Here is an 18,886-nt window from a genome sequence, read left to right on the forward strand (position 1 = left end):
GTCAAATAGCGGGCGTCCACGAAAGAAGGATCTGATCCACACATGCTGATCGCTCAGCGTCCCTCGTTGACCGAAGAGGTCGTCGACGAGTTCCGCTCCCGGTTCGTGATCGAGCCGCTGGAGCCGGGCTTCGGCTACACCCTCGGCAACTCCCTGCGCCGTACGCTCCTGTCGTCGATCCCGGGTGCCGCCGTCACCTCGATCCGGATCGACGGTGTCCTGCACGAGTTCACCACCGTGCCGGGCGTCAAGGAGGACGTCACCGACCTGATCCTCAACATCAAGCAGCTGGTCGTCTCCTCGGAGCACGACGAGCCGGTCGTGATGTACCTGCGCAAGCAGGGCCCGGGTCTGGTCACCGCCGCCGACATCGCGCCCCCGGCCGGTGTCGAGGTGCACAACCCCGACCTCGTCCTCGCCACGCTCAACGGCAAGGGCAAGCTGGAGATGGAGCTGACCGTCGAGCGCGGTCGCGGCTACGTCTCCGCCGTGCAGAACAAGCAGGTGGGCCAGGAGATCGGCCGTATCCCGGTCGACTCGATCTACTCGCCGGTTCTGAAGGTCACGTACAAGGTCGAGGCCACGCGTGTCGAGCAGCGCACCGACTTCGACAAGCTGATCGTCGACGTCGAGACCAAGCAGGCCATGCGTCCGCGGGACGCCATGGCGTCGGCCGGTAAGACCCTGGTCGAGCTGTTCGGTCTGGCTCGCGAGCTGAACATCGACGCCGAGGGCATCGACATGGGCCCGTCCCCGACGGACGCCGCCCTTGCCGCCGACCTCGCGCTGCCGATCGAGGAGCTGGAGCTCACGGTCCGCTCCTACAACTGCCTCAAGCGTGAGGGCATCCACTCCGTGGGTGAGCTCGTCGCCCGCTCCGAGGCCGACCTCCTGGACATCCGTAACTTCGGTGCGAAGTCCATCGACGAGGTCAAGGCGAAGCTGGCCGGCATGGGTCTGGCCCTGAAGGACAGCCCGCCCGGATTCGACCCCACGGCCGCTGCCGACGCCTTCGGCGCCGACGACGACGCGGACGCGGGTTTCGTGGAGACCGAGCAGTACTGACCGTACTGACCGGTCGTTGCCGGTGAGCATCCGCTCATCGGGTTCCTGACCCCGGTACCTGACACGGCCGGGGCAGACACACAGGAGAAGAACAATGCCGAAGCCCACCAAGGGTGCCCGTCTGGGCGGCAGCGCCGCGCACGAGAAGCTGCTCCTCGCGAACCTCGCGAAGGCGCTCTTCGAGCACGGCCGTATCACCACCACCGAGGCGAAGGCCCGCCGCCTGCGCCCGTACGCCGAGCGTCTGGTCACCAAGGCGAAGAAGGGCGACCTTCACAACCGCCGTCAGGTGCTCCAGGTCATCACGGACAAGAGCGTCGTCCACACGCTCTTCACCGAGATCGGCCCGCGTTACGAGAACCGTCCGGGTGGCTACACCCGCATCACCAAGATCGGTAACCGCCGTGGCGACAACGCGCCCATGGCCGTCATCGAGCTGGTCGAGGCGCTGACGGTGCAGCAGAAGGCCGTGGGTGAGGCCGAGGCCGCCACCAAGCGTGCGGTCAAGGAGGCCGACGAGGCCAAGGCTGCGGAGACCACCGAGGCGCCGGCCGAGGAGGCCGCTGCCGAGGAGTCGACGGAGGCCTGAGTCTCTGCCTGACGCTGGAAGCGGGCCCGCCCTTCGGGGCGGGCCCGCTTTCACGTTTTTCCCCATGACACCGCCCTGAAAGAATTCTCGTGTGACTGACGAAGTACAGCCCGGTTTCGTACGCATCCGCCTCGACCTCTCCTACGACGGCACCGACTTCCACGGCTGGGCCAAGCAGGCCGGCGGCAAGCGGACCGTGCAGGGTGAGATCGAGGACGCCCTGCGTACGGTGACGCGGTCGAAGGAGACGTACGACCTCACCGTGGCGGGACGGACCGATGCCGGTGTGCACGCGCGCGGTCAGGTCGCCCATGTCGATCTGCCCCGGGAGGTCTGGGCGGAGCAGAGCGGGAAGCTGCTCAAGCGGCTCGCTGGGCGCCTTCCCAAGGACGTGCGGGTCTGGGCCCTGCGAGAGGCTCCCAGCGGCTTCAACGCCCGTTTCTCGGCCATCTGGCGGCGTTATGCCTACCGGGTGACGGACAACCCCGGGGGAGTGGACCCCCTCCTGCGGGGCCACGTCCTCTGGCACGACTGGCCGCTCGACGTGGACGCCATGAACGAGGCCGCCCGGCAGCTGCTGGGGGAGCACGACTTCGCGGCGTACTGCAAGAAGCGGGAGGGGGCCACCACCATCCGGACGCTGCAGGAGCTGAGCCTCGAAAAGGGCGCCGACGGGATCATCACCGCCACCGTCCGGGCCGATGCCTTCTGCCACAACATGGTGCGCTCGCTGATCGGCGCCCTGCTGTTCGTCGGGGACGGGCACCGCGGGCCTCAGTGGCCCGGCAAGGTGCTTGCCGCGGGGGTGCGGGACTCGGCCGTCCATGTCGTACGGCCGCACGGGCTGACCCTGGAGGAGGTCGGCTACCCCGCCGACGAGCTGCTGGCCGCGCGCAGCAAGGAGGCGCGGAACAAGCGTTCGCTTCCGTCGGCGGGGTGCTGCTGACGTAGGGCCTGCCCGGCGGATCCAGTCGCGGACGCGGGGGCTTATGAGGCGCCGTCGCCTTCCCGCGACCTGATCCGCTGGACAGGCCCTACCGGTTCGCCGCCGCGGAGGCCTGGGCCTGGCCGCGGCGGTAGATCTGGTTGAAGGTGAACTGCTGCAGGTCGTTGCCGACGCCGAAGACCTTCGTGTCCTTGTTGGTGACGTTCTTGCCGTTGAGGAAGCCACCGGTCGTGAAGTAGGCGTAGCGGCCGACGGCGTTCGTGGTCGTCAGGCAGACCGCGGCGTCGCAGAAGTTCTTGACGCCCTTGCCGGGCAGGGAGCGCACCATGGCCTTCTTGGCGGCCAGCTTCCTGACCTTCGTGGCCTGGGCCTGGTCGTCGAAGACGGCGACGCCGACGGTGATCGCGATGCCGCCGTTGCTGTAGGTCACGCGGATCAGGCGCTTGCAGCCGTTGGCGGAGAAGATCTTCGGCAGGTTGCCGGAGGCGGCCGAGGCACAGTTGGTCGTGTCGGCCGTGGCGCCCTTCTTGTACACCGTGCTGCTCATGGTCAGCTGCGTGCCCGGGAACAGGGTGTCGGGGCTCAGCGGGGCGGTGTCCTTCTTGGCGCTGGCGATGAAGTCCCTCGGGTCCAGCGGCGGCGGGGCGCTGGTGGGGGCGAAGGACGGCGTGGCCGAGCCGCTCGGCACGGAGGCGCTGGAGGGCAGGTTGGTGGGGGTGCCGTGGGCGCTGTTGCCGCTGTTCGCGGAGACCACGGCCATGGCGACCGCGGTGCCTATCGCGACGGTGGCGACCGCGCCGCCGGCTATGAACAGCAGCTTGCGGCGCTTGGTGCGGGTCTCCGAGGCCTCGGCGAGCGCCGCCCAGTCCGGGGTCCCGTCGTCACCGCCGCTGTTCCAGGGCTGCTGGGAATTCGGTTTCCAGGGATCCCACTGAGACTGGGGTCCCCCCTGCCCGTAACTCATGGGGCGCATCTTAGACGGGGGCCGAGGGGTGCTGGAGTGCGCCGGTCGGCATGCCTTGTTTGTCCGCACGACATGAGGGGGAAGAGCCTCGTTTTGACCCTGCCGGGGGCGCCCAGGTAACCTGCTTCTTCGTTGTGTATTGGCTTGCTCATTCTCACGGGACGGGCCCTTACACCGGTCCACCGGGCCGATGACCAGCGATCAGCACGCGGTTTGCGTCACCGCGGTGCGGTCAAGGCTGTCGTGATCGTTTCGGTGACCTGTTCAGGACCATTCACTCGAAGCGAAGGCTACGAACCGTGCGTACGTACAGCCCCAAGCCCGGCGATGTGACGCGCCAGTGGCACGTCATCGACGCTCAGGACGTTGTCCTGGGCCGTCTCGCCACCACCGCAGCGACCCTTCTCCGGGGCAAGCACAAGCCGATCTACGCGCCGCACGTCGACGCTGGTGACTTCGTCATCATCATCAACGCCGACAAGGTGCACCTGTCCGGCAACAAGCGGACCCAGAAGATGGCGTACCGCCACTCCGGCTACCCGGGTGGTCTGCGCTCCGTCCGCTACGACGAGCTGCTCGACAAGAACCCCGAGAAGGCCATCGAGAAGGCCGTCAAGGGCATGCTCCCCAAGAACACCCTGGGCCGTCAGATGCTCTCGAAGCTGAAGGTCTACCGCGGCGAGAACCACCCGCACGCTGCGCAGCAGCCGGTTCCGTTCGAGATCACCCAGGTCGCGCAGTAAGTCCGGCCACCCCCTAAGACTGAAGAGAATCTGAGGAGAATCGTGGCCGAGACCACTGCCGAGCAGCCGATCGAAGAGATCGACATCGAGAGCTACACCACCGAGTCCGAGGTCCCCGTCGAGGGCGAGTACACCTCGGAGTCCCTGGCCTCCCGCTTCGGCGAGCCCCAGCCGGCCGCCGGCCTGGGCCGCCGGAAGAACGCCATCGCCCGCGTCCGGATCGTTCCGGGCACCGGCAAGTGGAAGATCAACGGTCGCACCCTCGAGGACTACTTCCCGAACAAGGTGCACCAGCAGGAAGTCAACGAGCCCTTCAAGGTGCTCGAGCTCGAGGGTCGTTACGACGTCATCGCCCGCATCGCGGGTGGCGGTGTCTCCGGTCAGGCCGGTGCCCTCCGTCTCGGTGTCGCCCGCGCCCTGAACGAGGCCGACGTCGACAACAACCGCGGCCCCCTGAAGAAGGCCGGCTTCCTGCGCCGCGACGACCGTGCGGTCGAGCGCAAGAAGGCCGGTCTGAAGAAGGCCCGCAAGGCTCCGCAGTACAGCAAGCGCTAAGCTTCGCTGCCTGCTCGTACGTATTACGGGCTCCGGCCCCTCTGCGTACTCCGAACGCCCCGGCGGCACGCCACATGTGCTGTCGGGGCGTTCGTTTATCCCAGCCGAGGGCGTATAACGACACAAGACGCTCAGGTGCTCAAAGGCTTGTGTGATCGGATGGAGGACAAGTGGGACGACTCTTCGGGACGGACGGCGTGCGCGGTGTCGCCAACGCGGACCTGACGGCCGAGATGGCGCTCGGTCTGTCCGTAGCGGCGGCCCACGTGCTGGCCGAGGCGGGCACCTTCGCGGGCCACAAGCCGACGGCGGTGGTCGGCCGGGACCCGCGGGCGTCCGGGGAGTTCCTGGAGGCGGCCGTGGTCGCGGGCCTGGCCAGCGCGGGCGTGGACGTGCTCTGCGTCGGTGTGCTGCCGACGCCCGCGGTGGCCCACCTGACCGGCGCGCTCGGCGCCGACCTCGGCGTGATGCTCTCCGCCAGCCACAACGCCATGCCGGACAACGGCATCAAGTTCTTCGCCCGCGGCGGCCACAAACTCGCCGACGAGCTGGAGGACCGGATCGAGGCGGTGTACGACTCCCACCGGCACGGCGAGCCGTGGGAGCGGCCGACCGGTGCGGGCGTGGGCCGCGTGCGGTCCTACGACGAGGGCTTCGAGCAGTACGTCGCCCATCTGCTGTCGGTCCTCCCGAACCGGCTGGACGGACTGAAGATCGTCCTGGACGAAGCGCACGGCGCGGCCTCGGGGGTCTCGCCGGAGGCGTTCTCCCGGGCGGGCGCCGAGGTCGTCACCATCGGTGCGGAGCCGGACGGGCTCAACATCAACGACGGGTGCGGCTCGACCCACCTGGACCGGCTGAAGGCCGCGGTCGTCGAGCAACGCGCGGACTTCGGCATCGCGCACGACGGCGACGCCGACCGCTGCCTGGCCGTGGACCACACCGGCGAGGAGGTCGACGGCGACCAGATCCTCTCCGTGCTGGCCCTGGCGATGCGGGAGCACTCCGCGCTGCGGGCCGACACGGTGGTCGCCACGGTGATGTCCAACCTGGGCTTCAAGCTGGCGATGGAGAAGGCCGGGATCCAGCTTGTGCAGACCGCCGTCGGCGACCGGTACGTGCTGGAGGAGATGAAGGAGCACGGGTACGCCCTCGGCGGCGAGCAGTCCGGGCACGTCATCATCCTCGACCACGCGACCACCGGCGACGGCACGCTGACGGGGCTGCTGCTGGCCGCTCGGGTCGCGGAGACCGGGCGTTCGCTGCGGGAGCTCGCCTCTGTCATGGAGCGGTTGCCGCAGGTCCTCATCAACGTGCCGGACGTGGACAAGTCCCGGGTGCGGACGTCCGCCGACCTGGTCGCCGCCGTCGCCGAGGCCGAGCGCGAACTCGGCGAGACGGGGCGGGTGTTGCTCCGTCCCTCGGGTACCGAGCCGTTGGTGCGGGTGATGGTCGAGGCGGCGGACATCGACCAGGCGCGGTCGGTGGCCGGGCGGCTCGCCGACGCGGTGAAGTCGGCGCTGGGGTAGTCACCCTTTCGCGCGACGCGAATCACCCTATGAACGTAATAAAGGATGCGTAATCGATCGCTGTCGGTATCCCTTCCGTCGAGGCCGCCCCGTGTGGCGTGCCCCCCTCGACGGAAGTGAGAAAACGCAGCATGAAGATCGTGAGCAGTACCTTGAAGCGAGCGGTCGGTCCGGCCCTGGTGGCGGGTGTTCTCGTCACCTCGGCCGCCACCCCGGCCGCCGCCCAGACACCGGGCTCCACGGCGTTCCGCATCTTCGGCGGCCTCGTCGGGCTCCAGGCGCGCGCCGGCGTGGCGAACCACGTCACGGCGAGCGTCGATCCCATGACCCACCATCTGATCCTCAGCGACAGCACGGGCATCGCGATCGGCCCGGGCTGCACTCGGGTGGACGCCTTCACCGCCGACTGCGGCATCGCCAGCGGCCTCGCCGTCCAGCTGGGCGATGGGAACGACACCTTCGACGGTTCCATGGCTCCGGTCAACACCACCGTCGACGCCGGTACGGGCATCGACATGGTGACCACCGACGGTCGTAATGACACGGTCGGTGTGCAGGACAACGCGGGTGGCGACTTCGTGAACTGCGGCGCGCAGCTGCCCGGCGGCTCCGACACGGTGTACCGCGACTCCGGCGACACCGTCGTCAACTGCGAAAGAGTGTTCTAGAGGCTGCCGGCCTCCGCCGTGCGCTAACGCTGCCTCGCCCACAGCCCCTTCTGGGCCGGCAGCGTGAGCGTGCCGGCCCAGGACGGTGGTGCCGACCGGGCGTCACAGCTTGCGCAGCCGCAGCCGCTGCACCTTGTGGTCCGGGCCCTTGCGGACCACAAGGGTGGCCCGGCCGCGGGTGGGGGCGATGTTCTCGACCAGGTTGGGCTTGTTGATCGTCCGCCACTGCGTGCGGGCGTAGTCGAGGGCCTCCTCCTCGGACACCTGGGTGTACTTGCGGAAGTACGAGCTCGGGTCCTGGAAGGCGGTCTGGCGCAGCTTCTTGAAGCGGTTGAGGTACCAGCGCTCGACGTCCTCGGCGTTCGCGTCGACGTACACGCTGAAGTCGAAGTAGTCGGCGAGACCGACCCGCGTGCGGCCGTCCTTGCCGGGCAGGGCGGGCTGGAGGACGTTGAGGCCCTCGACGATCAGGATGTCGGGCCGGCGGACGACGAGCTTCTCGCCCGGGACGATGTCGTAGATCAGGTGGGAGTAGACGGGGGCGGTGACCTCGCCCTTCCCCGCCTTGATGTCGGCGACGAAACGGGTCAGCGCCCTGCGGTCGTAGGACTCGGGGAAACCTTTCCGTGACAGCAGGCCACGGGCTTGCAGCTCCTTGGTCGGCAGCAGGAAGCCGTCGGTGGTCACCCGCTCCACGCGCGGGTGCTCGGGCCAGCGGGACAGGAGAGCTTGCAGGAGACGGGCGACGGTCGACTTGCCGCACGCCACGGATCCGGCGATCCCTATCACGAACGGGGTGCCGGACTGGGAGCCCTGCTCGCCGAGGAAGGTGTTCAGGGCGCCTCTGAGGCCGTCCGTGGCGCCGACGTAGAGGTTGAGGAGCCGCGAGAGCGGGAGGTAGATGTCCCGCACCTCGTCCAGGTCGATCACATCGCCCAGACCGCGCAGCCTCTCCACCTCCTCGGCGGTGAGCGGCAGCGGCGTCTTGTCGCGCAGCGCGCTCCACTCGGCGCGGGTGAGGTCGACGTAGGGAGTCACCTCCGGCCTGTGCCGGTGGGCGCTCCGGGGCATCGAGGAGACCGGTGAGATCACAGTCCATTGTTAACGGAGTTTGAACGGGACGGTGGGTGGGGTCCGTCACGCATCCCTGCCCGCCGGGTCACGCCAGGCACTCGGTGCAGACCTCGGCGGTCTCCCGCAGCCGAAAACACCTCCGTACGGCGGCGAGAATTTCCGATTTCGGGCAGGCGGAGGCCTGTTCGGGCCGTTCCCTGGCCGTAGGCTGCGGCCCATGTGCGGAATCGTGGGTTATGTAGGGCCGCAGTCGGCGCTCGACGTCGTGATGGCCGGACTGAAGCGGCTGGAGTACCGCGGATACGACTCGGCGGGCGTCGCCGTGCTGGCCGACGGCGGGCTGGCCGCGGTGAAGAAGGCAGGGAAACTGGTCAACCTGGAGAAGGAACTGGTCGAACGGCCGCTGCCGACGGGCGCCACCGGCATCGGCCACACCCGCTGGGCCACGCACGGTGGCCCCACGGACGCCAACGCCCACCCGCACCTCGACAACGCGGGCCGGGTCGCCGTCGTCCACAACGGCATCATCGAGAACTTCGCGGTGCTGCGGGGCGAACTGGCCGAGCGGGGCCATGAACTGACCTCCGAGACGGACACCGAGGTCGTCGCCCATCTCCTCGCCGAGGAGTTCTCGGTGACCGCCGACCTGGCGGAGGCCATGCGGCTGGTGTGCCGACGGCTGGAGGGCGCGTTCACGCTGGTCGCGGTGCACGCCGACGAGCCGGACGTGGTCGTGGGCGCGCGCCGGAACTCGCCGCTGGTGGTGGGCGTTGGAGAGGGTGAGGCCTTCCTCGCCTCGGACGTCGCCGCGTTCATCGCCCACACGCGGTCGGCGATCGAGCTGGGCCAGGACCAGGTGGTGGAGCTGCGCCGCGACGGCGTGACGGTGACGGGCTTCGACGGGCAGCCGGCGCAGGTCCGTTCGTACCACGTCGACTGGGACGCGTCGGCGGCGGAAAAGGGGGGTTATGACTACTTCATGCTCAAGGAGATCGCCGAGCAGCCCAAGGCGGTCGCCGACACGCTGCTCGGCCGGATCGACCCGTCCGGCTCGCTGACGCTGGACGAGGTGCGGATCGCCCCGTCCGAGCTGCGGGAGGTCGACAAGGTCGTCATCGTCGCGTGCGGTACGGCCTTCCACGCCGGCCTGATCGCCAAGTACGCCATCGAGCACTGGACGCGCATCCCGTGCGAGGTGGAGCTGGCCAGCGAGTTCCGGTACCGGGACCCGATCCTGGACGGCCGCTCCCTGGTCATCGCCATCTCCCAGTCCGGCGAGACCATGGACACCCTGATGGCCCTGCGGCACGCCCGCGAGCAGGGCTCCAAGGTGCTGGCCATCTGCAACACCAACGGGTCCACGATTCCGCGCGAGTCGGACGCCGTGCTCTACACGCACGCCGGGCCGGAGGTCGCCGTGGCCTCCACCAAGGCGTTCCTGACCCAGCTGGTGGCCTGCTATCTGGTCGCGCTGTATCTGGGTCAGGTCCGCGGCACCAAGTGGGGCGACGAGATCCAGGCGGTGATCAAGGACCTCTCCCGGATCTCCGAGGAGGTCGAGCGGGTCCTGGAGACCATGGAGCCGGTGCGGGCGCTGGCCCGCACCCTGGCGACCAAGAACACGGTCCTCTTCCTGGGCCGCCACGTGGGCTACCCGGTGGCGCTGGAAGGCGCCCTGAAGCTCAAGGAACTCGCCTATATGCACGCCGAGGGCTTCGCGGCGGGCGAGCTGAAGCACGGCCCGATCGCGCTGATCGAGGAGGACGTGCCGGTGGTGATCGTGGTGCCGTCCCCGCGCGGCCGCTCGGTCCTGCACGACAAGATCGTCTCCAACATCCAGGAGATCCGGGCCCGCGGGGCGCGCACCATCGTGATCGCGGAGGAGGGTGACGAGACGGTCGTCCCCTACGCCGACCACCTGATCCGCATCCCGGCCACCCCGACCCTGCTGCAGCCGCTGGTGGCGACGGTGCCGCTGCAGGTCTTCGCCTGCGAGTTGGCCACCGCCCGGGGCAACGAGGTGGATCAGCCGCGGAATCTGGCGAAGTCGGTGACGGTGGAGTAGGGCCGAGTTGCGGTTGCTCGGGGCGCGGGCTCAGTGCACCGACAGACCGCCGTCGACGAAGATCGACTGGCCGGTGACATAGGCGGAGGCGCGGCCGGCGAGGAAGACGGCCGCGCCCTCGAAGTCCTCGGCCAGGCCGTTGCGGCCGGTCATCGTGCGGGCGGCCAGGGCGGTCACCTTCTCCGGGTCGGCGGACAGCCGCTGGTTGAGCGGGGTCATCACGAAGCCCGGCACCAGGGTGTTGACGGTGACGCCGTACGGCGACCAGGCCTCGGCCTGGGAGCGGGCCAGCGACTCCAGCGCGCCCTTGGAGACGCCGTACGCGCCGCTCTGCACGAAGGCGCGGTGGGCCTGCTGGGAGGTGATGTGGATGATCCGGCCGAAGCCGCGCTCCGCCATGCCGGGCCCGAACCGCTGCCCCAGCAGGAAGGGCGCCTCCAGGTTCACGGCCATGGTGGTGTCCCACACGTCCTCGCCCAGCTCGCTCATCGGCGGCCGCAGGTTGATCCCGGCGGAGTTGACGAGGATGTCCGGCTCGCCGAAGACACCGGCCGCCTCCTCGGCCGCCGCACGCACCCCGGCGCGGCTGCCCAGGTCGGCCGCGACCCAGCCGGCCCGGCAGCCGTCGGCCGTCAACTCGCCCACGGTCGCCTCCAGTTGCTCCTTGCCGCGGGCCACGGCCACCACACTCGCGCCGGCCCGCGCCAGCGCGCCGGCGATGGCCCGCCCGATGCCGGAACTGCCTCCGGTCACCAGGGCGACACGGCCGTCCAGCGAGAACAGGTCGGAGAGGTAGGCCTGGGAGGTCATGGACGGAGCGTAGACGGCTCGCGCCGGTCCGGCAGCCGGGTTTCGGCAGGTGGGCGGGTGCCACGGGGGCCGCGACCGTAGGCTGCCGGGCATGAGCATCATCGGAGTGGGGATCGATGTCGCCGAGATCGACCGGTTTCGCGCGTCGTTGGAGCGGACGCCCGGGATGGCCGACCGGCTGTTCGTGGAGCGGGAGCTGCTGCTGCCCAGCGGGGAGCGGCGCGGGATCGCCTCGCTCGCGGCTCGGTTCGCCGCCAAGGAGGCCCTGGCAAAGGCGCTGGGCGCGCCGCCCGGACTGCACTGGACCGATGTCGAGGTGTACGTCGAGGACAGCGGGCAGCCCCGGCTGCGGGTGAAGGGCACCGTGGCCGCGCGGGCCGCCGAGCTGGGCGTGCGGTCCTGGCATGTGTCGCTCAGTCATGACGCGGGCGTCGCTTCGGCGGTGGTGGTCGCCGAGGGCTAGGCCCGTTCGGTGAGGTGTCCCCGAGTACCCCGGGTGTGGGTGGTGGGGGTTGCGGGGCAGACTCGGTGCCATGCGTACTGCGTACAGCGTGGAGACGGTAAGGGCGGCCGAACGGGCGTTGATGGCGCGGCTGCCGGAGGGTGCGCTGATGCAGCGGGCCGCCGCGGGACTGGCCGCTGCCTGCGCCGAGTTGCTGGGGCGGGTCTACGGCAGCCGGGTGGTGCTGCTCGTCGGGAGTGGCGACAACGGCGGTGACGCGTTGTACGCGGGGGCGCGGCTGGCCCGGCGGGGGGCCGGGGTGACGGCCGTACTCCTTACGCCCGAACGGGCGCATTCCGGTGGGCTGGCGGCCCTGCGCAGGGCCGGGGGATCCGTCGCCGCGTCAGACGCCGTCGACGAACTGGTCGAGCGGGCCGACCTCGTGGTGGACGGGATCGTGGGAATCGGCGGCAAGGGCGGGCTGCGGCCCGAAGCCGAGGCCCTGGCCGGGGTCGCCCGGCGGTCCCGTGCCGCCGTGGTGGCCGTGGACCTGCCGAGTGGGGTCGAGGCGGACACCGGTGAGGTGCGGGGCGCCGCGGTCCGGGCCGATCTGACGGTGACCTTCGGGACGTACAAGCCGGGGCTGCTGATCGATCCGGCGCGGGAGTACGCCGGGGTCGTGCGGCTCGTCGACATCGGTCTCGAACTGCCCGCCGACGGTGAGCTGGAGGCCCTGCAACACGCTGACGTGGCACGGTTGTTGCCGGTGCCGGCCGCGGAGAGCGACAAGTACCGGCGGGGGGTCGTGGGGATCGCCGCCGGATCCGCGCGCTATCCGGGCGCCGCCGTGCTCGCCGTCTCCGGGGCGCTGCGGGGCGGTGCGGGAGCCGTGCGGTACGTCGGGCCCGCGGGGGACGCGGTCATCGCCCGCTTCCCGGAGACGCTCGTGTCCGACCGGGGGCCGCACAAGGCGGGGCGCGTGCAGGCCTGGGTGGCCGGGCCGGGCGCCGGGGACGACGCGGCGACCGTGGCCGAGGTGCTGGGCGCGGACGTGCCGGTGCTGCTCGACGCGGACGGGCTGCGGCTGGCCGAGCGGGACGCGGTGCGCGGGCGTACGGCCCCGACGCTGATGACGCCTCATGCGGGGGAGGCCGCCGCGTTGCTGGGGGTGCGCAGGGAGGAGGTCGAGGGGGCCCGGCTGGCGGCGGCGCGGGAGCTGGCGGCGGTGTACCGGGCGACCGTGCTGTTGAAGGGCTCCACGACCTTGGTCGCCGACGCGGGGGGTGGGGCCGTGCGGGTGAACGCCACGGGGACTTCTTGGCTGGCCACGGCGGGCAGCGGGGACGTGCTGTCGGGGCTCGCGGGGTCCTTGCTGGCGTCGGGTCTGTCCGCTGTGGACGCGGGGAGTGCGGCGGCGTATCTGCATGGCCTTGCCGGGCGGTTCGCGGCGGCGGGGGCGCCGGCGGGGGCGCATGACGTTGCCGCACGGATTCCGGAGGCGTGGCGGGACGTGCGGGCGCTGTAGCCGACCGGGGTTTCGCTTGCCTGCGCTGGCGGGGCGCCCTGTGCTGTCGCTGGGCGGGAGCGGGGGCGCTTGCCGGCGCTGACGGGGTGCCGCTTTCCGTGACGGGCGCCCAGCGGCACGACTGCCCGCGGCTACGGCGCCCCGAAGCCGGCCGCGACCGACGTACCCCGCTCCACCCCTCGGGTGACCCCTCCCGCGCGGCACCGTTGATCCGGTGGAGCCGGACGTTTGGCTGATCGCATGATCGTCAGACGAATCGCGTCGCGTGCCGTCACGGTGCTGCTCGCCACCGCGACCGCACTCCCGGCGGCCGGGACCGCGGCCGCTGCCGTACCTGCCGTACCGCCCGTACGGGCCGGCACCCCCGCACCCCCTGCCCCCGCCCCGGCCCCCGCTCCCGGCACCGCCCCCGAACTGGTCCCCGGTGTCGCCCCCGGACCCGGTCAGCCCTGGCAGATCGACACGCCCGACCAGGCACTCCCGCCGAAGGTGTACACGCCCACCGCCCAGGAGGACGCCGTCGAGCCCAAGGCCGCGCCTGCGGGGACGTACGACCTCATCGAGTACGTGCCGCTCGCCGACGCCGTGGCCAGGGTGGCGTGCAGCAAGCGGACCGGGCCGTACCAGCGGCAGGTGGAACGCTGGCTGAAGCTGAAGGTGGACGGCAAACAGTCCGCCGCCGACTGCAGGGCCGTCCGGGCGTTCCAGCTGAAGCACAAGATCAAGCCCGCCACCGGGTTCGCCGGACCCGTCACCTGGTCGACGATGATGCTCGCCGCGGCGAAGAAGAACCCGAACGCCGCCAAGAAGTGTCCCGTGCGGTCGTACAAGGTCGCCTGCGTCGATCTGGACCGCCAGCTCACCTGGGTGCAGAAGGGCTCCAAGGTGGTGTTCGGACCGGTGCCGATGCGCAGCGGACGTAAGGGGCTCGTCACCAGGAAGGGCTGGCACACCATCTACTGGCGGCACAAGAACCACGTGTCGACCCTGTACGACCAGCCCATGCCCTACGCCCAGTTCTTCGACGGCGGCGAGGCCTTCCACGCCGTCTACGGCAGCATCTACACCACCGTCGGCTCCTACGGCTGTGTCAACCTGAAGCTCGACGACGCGCGCAGGCTGTGGGACGTGCTGAAGAAGGGCGACCACGTCTACGTGTGGGGGCGCCGGCCGGGTACCTGAGTCCGTGATCGGGGCCCAAGCGGCCCTCTGAGAGACTGGGGGCGCCATGACTGAGACTGCGACTGTGCCGACCGCCCCCCTGCGCGCCCGCGCGGAGATCGATCTGGGTGCCCTGCGGGCCAATGTGCGCGCCCTGCGGGCCCGGGCGAACACGGCTGCCCTGATGGCCGTCGTCAAGTCCGACGGGTACGGCCACGGGGCGGTACCGTGCGCCCGCGCGGCCCTCGACGCGGGCGCGACCTGGCTCGGCACGGCCACACCCGAGGAGGCCCTCGCGCTGCGCGCGGCCGGGCTGCCGGGCCGCATCCTGTGCTGGCTGTGGGTGCCCGGCGGCCCCTGGCGGCAGGCGATAGAGGCCGACATCGACATGTCCCTGAGCGGGATGTGGGCGCTGCGGGAGGTCGTCGCGGCCGCCCGCGAGGCCGGGCGCACCGCGCGCGTGCAGCTCAAGGCCGACACCGGGCTCGGCCGCAACGGCTGCCAGCCGGGGGACGACTGGGCCGAGCTGATCCGTGAGTCCCTGCGCGCCCAGGCCGAGGGGCTGGTCCGGATCACCGGGCTGTGGTCGCACTTCGCCTGCGCCGACGAGCCGGGGCACCCCTCCATCGCCGCCCAGCTGGACCGCTTCCGGGAGATGCTGGCGTACGCCGAGGAGCAGGGCGTGCGACCCGAGGTGCGGCACATCGCCAACTCGCCCGCCGCGCTCACCCTTCCCGAGACCCACTTCGACCTGGTCCGCGCGGGCATCGCCCTGTACGGCATCTCGCCCAGCCCGGAGCTGGGCACCCCGGCCGACTTCGGGCTGCGCCCGGTGATGACGCTCACCGCCTCGCTGGCCTTGGTCAAGCACGTGCCCGGCGGGCACGGCATCAGCTACGGCCACCACTACGTCACGCCCGGCGAGACCACCCTCGGCCTGGTGCCGGTGGGCTACGCGGACGGCATCCCCCGGCACGCCTCCGGCACCGGCCCGGTGCTGGTCGACGGCAAGTGGCGTACGGTCGCCGGACGGGTCGCCATGGACCAGTTCGTGGTGGATCTCGGCGGGGACGAGCCCGCGGTGGGCAGCGAGGCCGTGCTGTTCGGGCCCGGCGACCGCGGTGAGCCCACCGCCGAGGACTGGGCGCAGGCCTGCGGCACGATCGCTTACGAAATCGTCACACGCATCGGAACCCGGGTTCCCCGCGTCTATGTGAACGCGTCCATGTGAACGGGGAAGAGTCGGGTAATCCGTTCGTGAGCGACAGCACGGCTCGGTTGTAACGCCGGTCATACCGGCACGACCGGAACCATCGTTACATCCGAACATCCGATGCACCCACCCAGGCGAACTGCAGTACGGCGAAGAGGAGCGGTACGTGAGCGAGAGCAGCGCGGAGGCCCTGGCGGACGTCGTCGCCTCGGCGGCCGCCGCCTCCGCCGCGGAGGCGGCCGGGAGCTGGCGCAGGGCGACCGGCATCGCCGGTGCCGCGATAGGCGTGCTCGCCGCGGGCGCGGCGGCCGGCGTCGCCATCGAGCGGATGACGGTGGGCCGCGGGATGCGCAGGAAGGCCCGGCTGGCGCTGGACTCGGCGGGCCCCTACGGCACCCTGCGCGGCACCCCGGGCAAGGCGTACGCCGACGACGGCACCGAGCTGTACTACGAGGTCGACGAGGTCGAGCCCGACCCGGGACCGAACGTCTCCCCGCGCCGCCGCCGGCTGTTCGGCCGCAAGGCGCCCGCCCCGGTCACCGTCGTCTTCTGCCACGGCTACTGCCTCAACCAGGACTCCTGGCACTTCCAGCGGGCGGCCCTGCGCGGGGTGGTGCGGACCGTGCACTGGGACCAGCGCAGCCACGGCCGCTCCGGGCGGGGCGTGGCCCAGACCCGGGACCGGGTGCCCGTCACCATCGACCAGCTCGGCCGCGATCTGAAGGCCGTCCTCGACGCCGCCGTACCCGACGGGCCGATCGTGCTGGTCGGCCACTCGATGGGCGGCATGACCGTGATGGCGCTCGCCTCCGAGTACCCGGAGCTGATCCGGGACCGGGTCGTCGCCACCGCCCTCGTGGGTACGTCGTCCGGGCGGCTCGGCGAGGTCAACTTCGGGCTGCCCCTCGCGGGCGTCAACGCGGTGCGCCGGATCCTGCCCGGCGTGCTGAAGGCGCTCGGGCAGCAGGCGGAGCTGGTGGAGAAGGGGCGCCGGGCCACCGCCGATCTGTTCGCCGGGATCATCAAGCGGTACTCGTTCGCGGGGCGGGACGTCGACCCGGCCGTCGAGCGGTTCGCGGAGCGGATGATCGAGTCCACACCGATCGACGTGGTCGCCGAGTTCTACCCGGCCTTCACCGACCACGACAAGACCGAGGCGCTCGCCTCCTTCCGGGACATGCCGGTGCTCGTGCTGGCCGGCGTCCAGGACCTGGTCACGCCCAGCGAGCACAGCGAGGCCATCGCCGACCTGCTGCCCGACGCCGAGCTGGTCCTGGTCCCGGACGCCGGGCATCTGGTGATGCTGGAACACCCGGAAGTGGTCACCGACCGCCTCGCCGACCTGCTCACCCGCGCGGGTGCGGTGCCCGCAGGGGCTACGGTTATGGGCTATGGAAGCACCAGCAGCACCGCGGGACCCCGCTGAGACCCGGCTGACGATCACCTCGCCCGAGCAGATGCGGGAGCTGGGCCGCAGGCTTGCCAAGCTGCTGCGCGCGGGCGACCTGGTGATGCTCAGCGGTGAGCTGGGCGCCGGCAAGACCACGCTGACCCGCGGCCTGGGCGAGGGCCTCGGCGTGCGCGGCGCGGTCACCTCGCCGACCTTCGTGATCGCCCGGGTGCACCCCTCCCTCGGCGGCGGCCCGCCCCTCGTCCACGTGGACGCCTACCGGCTCGGCGGCGGCCTGGACGAGATGGAGGACCTGGACCTCGACGTCAACCTGCCCGACTCGGTGATCGTCGTGGAGTGGGGCGAGGGCAAGGTCGAGGAACTGACCGAGGACCGCCTCCAGGTCGTCATCCACCGCGCCGTCGGCGACACCACGGACGAGGTACGGCACGTGACGGTGACCGGGCTGGGCGAGCGCTGGGCCGAGGCCGGTCTGGAGACGCTCACTGCTTGACCGGCATCAGGATTCCGACAGTCCGTCGGCAACATATTGCGCAGGACGCCCCGGGCGTGGTCACATGGTACCCAGCCCGTAGTTAGGCATACCTAACTACCTCCGCCCCCGCACCTCAGGAGGCGCCCATGACCGAGTCCCGACCCACCGGGGTGTCCATGCACGACCTGCTGGCGTCGTGCGCGGCGGCGGAGGCGGTTTCCAGACCACCCCGGGACCTGCAGCGCCCCGAATGGGCGCGGGGAACTGCGCGACCAGCCACAACGCACCCGCAGACGCCAGACGGCCGAACCCGGCACTGCCCCTAGCGGATCACCACCACCTTCACCCCGACCGTCCCGAACTCCCACATCGCTTCCCCGTCGACCCGCGTCTCCCGAATCCCCCCGGTCCGCACGCCGGGCTCGGCGGCAGCCGCTCCGCTGCCCACCTCCGCGCTGAAGCCGATCGCCACCCCGTCCACGCTGGTGAACCGCACCACGTGCTCGATGGGCATGCCGTCCGTCCCGTTGGTCGCGCTCGAGCGCGATGTGACCCAGTACGTGCCCACCGGCGGATCGACCCTGCCCGGGACGACCTTGTAGGTCCGCTCCACCTGGTCGCCGGGGCCGACCAGCCAGACCCGGTCGTCGTCCACCGAGTACACGACCCGTTCCCCCTGGCCGGATCCGCCCGGCAGGGCGGTCGGGTTGTTCCGGTCGCGCGGCGCCTTCGAGGCGGTCGCCGAGGGTGACACGCTCGCCGTGGGCCCGGCGCCCAGGCCCGCCGGTACGGTCGCCCGGGCCTGGTAGGTGAGGAAGCCGACGGCTGCGACGGCCAGCGCGGTGAGGCCGGCCACGATCCCCGAGCTGGTCCCTGTCACCCGCGCCCACCTCTGCCTCGCGCCATATGTCGTACTTCGTACAGACCGTAGCAGTCAGTGACCGTACGACCCGGACGGCCATGCAGGGGGCGCGGGCGCCGTAGGCTGTTCGCGTGCTCTTGCTCGCTCTGGATACCGCAACACCCGCCGTGACCGTCGCGCTGCACGACGGCACGGGCGTCGTCGCCTCGTCGAGCCAGGTGGACGCGCGCCGGCACGGAGAGCTGCTGCTGCCGGCCGTGGACCGTGTGCTCGCCGAGGCCGGGCTGAAGCTGGAGGCGGTCACCGGGATCGTCGTCGGCATCGGGCCCGGCCCCTACACCGGCCTGCGCGTCGGCCTGATGACCGCCGACACCTTCGGCCTCGCGCTGGGCGTCCCGGTGCACGGCGTGTGCACGCTGGACGGCCTCGCCTATGCCGCCGACATCGAGAAGGGCCCCTTCGTCGTGGCGACCGACGCCCGGCGCAAGGAGGTCTACTGGGCGAAGTACGCCGACTCCCGCACCCGGCTGACCGACCCCGCCGTGGACCGGCCGGCCGACATCGCCGAGCAGGTCGCGGGCCTCCCGGCGGTCGGCGCGGGCGCGCTGCTGTACCCGGACACGTTCCCGAGCACCCACGAGCCCGAGCACGTGTCCGCCGCGGCCCTCGCCTCGCTCGCCGTCGAGAAGCTGGCCGCGGGGGAGGAGCTGCCGGCACCCCGGCCGCTGTACCTGCGCCGCCCGGACGCCCAGGTTCCCAAGAACTACAAGGTGGTCACCCCGAAGTGAC

19 protein-coding genes are annotated in these 18,886 nt (G+C 71.0%); 15 read left to right on the plus strand and 4 right to left on the minus strand.

The features are described 5' to 3' along the window. Nucleotides 1-42 precede the first annotated feature (42 nt). From ACWC0C_RS31325 to truA, 3 genes are all read left to right on the plus strand, one after another. Complete coding sequence (locus ACWC0C_RS31325) at nucleotides 43-1,065, plus strand: DNA-directed RNA polymerase subunit alpha (RefSeq protein WP_003966937.1); 1,023 nt, start codon at nucleotides 43-45, stop codon at nucleotides 1,063-1,065. A 94-nt stretch (nucleotides 1,066-1,159) separates the two neighbouring features. Further along, the gene (gene rplQ, locus ACWC0C_RS31330; RefSeq protein ID WP_449198798.1) at nucleotides 1,160-1,654 is read left to right on the plus strand and encodes a 50S ribosomal protein L17; all 495 of its coding nucleotides are present in this window, start codon (nucleotides 1,160-1,162) and stop codon (nucleotides 1,652-1,654) included. Nucleotides 1,655-1,745: 91 nt separating this feature from the next. Further along, on the plus strand, nucleotides 1,746-2,600 hold the full coding sequence (truA, locus tag ACWC0C_RS31335) for a tRNA pseudouridine(38-40) synthase TruA (RefSeq protein WP_449198799.1): 855 nt from the start codon (nucleotides 1,746-1,748) through the stop codon (nucleotides 2,598-2,600). An 88-nt stretch (nucleotides 2,601-2,688) separates the two neighbouring features. On the opposite strand, the gene ACWC0C_RS31340 is transcribed toward truA, so the two are convergent. Then, nucleotides 2,689-3,564 (minus strand): hypothetical protein, encoded by an 876-nt coding sequence (locus ACWC0C_RS31340; RefSeq protein ID WP_450867408.1) that lies wholly within the window; start codon nucleotides 3,562-3,564, stop codon nucleotides 2,689-2,691. A 299-nt stretch (nucleotides 3,565-3,863) separates the two neighbouring features. On the opposite strand from ACWC0C_RS31340, the gene rplM reads away from it, so the two are divergent. From rplM to ACWC0C_RS31360, 4 genes are all read left to right on the plus strand, one after another. Continuing rightward, complete coding sequence (gene rplM, locus ACWC0C_RS31345) at nucleotides 3,864-4,307, plus strand: 50S ribosomal protein L13 (RefSeq protein WP_076087999.1); 444 nt, start codon at nucleotides 3,864-3,866, stop codon at nucleotides 4,305-4,307. A 42-nt stretch (nucleotides 4,308-4,349) separates the two neighbouring features. Beyond that, nucleotides 4,350-4,862, plus strand: a complete 513-nt coding sequence (rpsI, locus tag ACWC0C_RS31350; protein WP_145879486.1) for a 30S ribosomal protein S9 — start codon at nucleotides 4,350-4,352, stop codon at nucleotides 4,860-4,862. 170 nt (nucleotides 4,863-5,032) lie between these two features. After that, a complete protein-coding gene (gene glmM, locus ACWC0C_RS31355; RefSeq protein ID WP_450867411.1) occupies nucleotides 5,033-6,391 on the plus strand; it encodes a phosphoglucosamine mutase in 1,359 nt (452 codons plus the stop codon). Between the two features lie 140 nt (nucleotides 6,392-6,531). Then, entirely contained in the window at nucleotides 6,532-7,059 is a 528-nt protein-coding gene (locus ACWC0C_RS31360) for a hypothetical protein (protein WP_449198802.1), read from the plus strand. Between the two features lie 102 nt (nucleotides 7,060-7,161). On the opposite strand, the gene coaA is transcribed toward ACWC0C_RS31360, so the two are convergent. Further along, nucleotides 7,162-8,130, minus strand: coding sequence for a type I pantothenate kinase (coaA, locus tag ACWC0C_RS31365; protein ID WP_449198920.1), 969 nt, complete (start codon nucleotides 8,128-8,130; stop codon nucleotides 7,162-7,164). A gap of 220 nt (nucleotides 8,131-8,350) precedes the next feature. Between coaA and glmS the strand changes: the two genes are divergently transcribed. Then, complete coding sequence (gene glmS, locus ACWC0C_RS31370; RefSeq protein ID WP_450867413.1) at nucleotides 8,351-10,198, plus strand: glutamine--fructose-6-phosphate transaminase (isomerizing); 1,848 nt, start codon at nucleotides 8,351-8,353, stop codon at nucleotides 10,196-10,198. Nucleotides 10,199-10,228: 30 nt separating this feature from the next. Here the strand turns inward: glmS and ACWC0C_RS31375 are convergent, their stop codons facing one another. Further along, nucleotides 10,229-11,008 carry an SDR family NAD(P)-dependent oxidoreductase gene (locus ACWC0C_RS31375; protein WP_449198804.1) on the minus strand — a complete coding sequence of 260 codons (780 nt, stop codon included), beginning with the start codon at nucleotides 11,006-11,008 and terminating at the stop codon, nucleotides 10,229-10,231. A gap of 91 nt (nucleotides 11,009-11,099) precedes the next feature. Between ACWC0C_RS31375 and ACWC0C_RS31380 the strand changes: the two genes are divergently transcribed. From ACWC0C_RS31380 to tsaE, 6 genes are all read left to right on the plus strand, one after another. Next, nucleotides 11,100-11,471 carry a holo-ACP synthase gene (locus ACWC0C_RS31380; protein ID WP_450867415.1) on the plus strand — a complete coding sequence of 124 codons (372 nt, stop codon included), beginning with the start codon at nucleotides 11,100-11,102 and terminating at the stop codon, nucleotides 11,469-11,471. Between the two features lie 70 nt (nucleotides 11,472-11,541). After that, complete coding sequence (locus ACWC0C_RS31385) at nucleotides 11,542-12,975, plus strand: NAD(P)H-hydrate dehydratase (protein WP_450867416.1); 1,434 nt, start codon at nucleotides 11,542-11,544, stop codon at nucleotides 12,973-12,975. Nucleotides 12,976-13,215: 240 nt separating this feature from the next. Further along, nucleotides 13,216-14,157 (plus strand): L,D-transpeptidase family protein, encoded by a 942-nt coding sequence (locus ACWC0C_RS31390; RefSeq protein WP_450867418.1) that lies wholly within the window; start codon nucleotides 13,216-13,218, stop codon nucleotides 14,155-14,157. A 46-nt stretch (nucleotides 14,158-14,203) separates the two neighbouring features. After that, nucleotides 14,204-15,367, plus strand: coding sequence for an alanine racemase (alr, locus tag ACWC0C_RS31395; RefSeq protein ID WP_450867420.1), 1,164 nt, complete (start codon nucleotides 14,204-14,206; stop codon nucleotides 15,365-15,367). Between the two features lie 148 nt (nucleotides 15,368-15,515). Beyond that, entirely contained in the window at nucleotides 15,516-16,775 is a 1,260-nt protein-coding gene (locus ACWC0C_RS31400; RefSeq protein WP_449198809.1) for an alpha/beta fold hydrolase, read from the plus strand. Then, on the plus strand, nucleotides 16,741-17,253 hold the full coding sequence (gene tsaE / locus ACWC0C_RS31405; RefSeq protein WP_450867421.1) for a tRNA (adenosine(37)-N6)-threonylcarbamoyltransferase complex ATPase subunit type 1 TsaE: 513 nt from the start codon (nucleotides 16,741-16,743) through the stop codon (nucleotides 17,251-17,253). The genes ACWC0C_RS31400 and tsaE overlap by 35 nt, the downstream gene beginning before the upstream one ends. 304 nt (nucleotides 17,254-17,557) lie before the next feature. Here tsaE and ACWC0C_RS31410 read toward each other — a convergent pair whose 3' ends face one another. Then, a complete protein-coding gene (locus tag ACWC0C_RS31410; protein ID WP_449198811.1) occupies nucleotides 17,558-18,115 on the minus strand; it encodes a hypothetical protein in 558 nt (185 codons plus the stop codon). A 113-nt stretch (nucleotides 18,116-18,228) separates the two neighbouring features. Here ACWC0C_RS31410 and tsaB point away from each other — a divergent pair, with 113 nt between their 5' ends. Then, nucleotides 18,229-18,885, plus strand: coding sequence for a tRNA (adenosine(37)-N6)-threonylcarbamoyltransferase complex dimerization subunit type 1 TsaB (gene tsaB / locus ACWC0C_RS31415; protein WP_449198812.1), 657 nt, complete (start codon nucleotides 18,229-18,231; stop codon nucleotides 18,883-18,885). Nucleotide 18,886: the final 1 nt, after the last annotated feature.

It is taken from the genome of Streptomyces sp. NPDC001709, from assembly GCF_053596375.1.

What these genes read in the sequence shown, in the direction of transcription:
- ACWC0C_RS31375 (WP_449198804.1), bottom strand. Translation starts at nt 11,008, where the DNA reads ATGACCTCCCAGGCCTACCTCTCCGACCTGTTCTCGCTGGACGGCCGT.
- glmS (WP_450867413.1), top strand. Translation starts at nt 8,351, where the DNA reads ATGTGCGGAATCGTGGGTTATGTAGGGCCGCAGTCGGCGCTCGACGTC.
- coaA (WP_449198920.1), bottom strand. Translation starts at nt 8,130, where the DNA reads ATGCCCCGGAGCGCCCACCGGCACAGGCCGGAGGTGACTCCCTACGTC.
- alr (WP_450867420.1), top strand. Translation starts at nt 14,204, where the DNA reads ATGACTGAGACTGCGACTGTGCCGACCGCCCCCCTGCGCGCCCGCGCG.
- ACWC0C_RS31380 (WP_450867415.1), top strand. Translation starts at nt 11,100, where the DNA reads ATGAGCATCATCGGAGTGGGGATCGATGTCGCCGAGATCGACCGGTTT.
- ACWC0C_RS31325 (WP_003966937.1), top strand. Translation starts at nt 43, where the DNA reads ATGCTGATCGCTCAGCGTCCCTCGTTGACCGAAGAGGTCGTCGACGAG.
- ACWC0C_RS31340 (WP_450867408.1), bottom strand. Translation starts at nt 3,564, where the DNA reads ATGAGTTACGGGCAGGGGGGACCCCAGTCTCAGTGGGATCCCTGGAAA.
- rplQ (WP_449198798.1), top strand. Translation starts at nt 1,160, where the DNA reads ATGCCGAAGCCCACCAAGGGTGCCCGTCTGGGCGGCAGCGCCGCGCAC.
- ACWC0C_RS31385 (WP_450867416.1), top strand. Translation starts at nt 11,542, where the DNA reads ATGCGTACTGCGTACAGCGTGGAGACGGTAAGGGCGGCCGAACGGGCG.
- tsaE (WP_450867421.1), top strand. Translation starts at nt 16,741, where the DNA reads ATGGAAGCACCAGCAGCACCGCGGGACCCCGCTGAGACCCGGCTGACG.
- ACWC0C_RS31390 (WP_450867418.1), top strand. Translation starts at nt 13,216, where the DNA reads ATGATCGTCAGACGAATCGCGTCGCGTGCCGTCACGGTGCTGCTCGCC.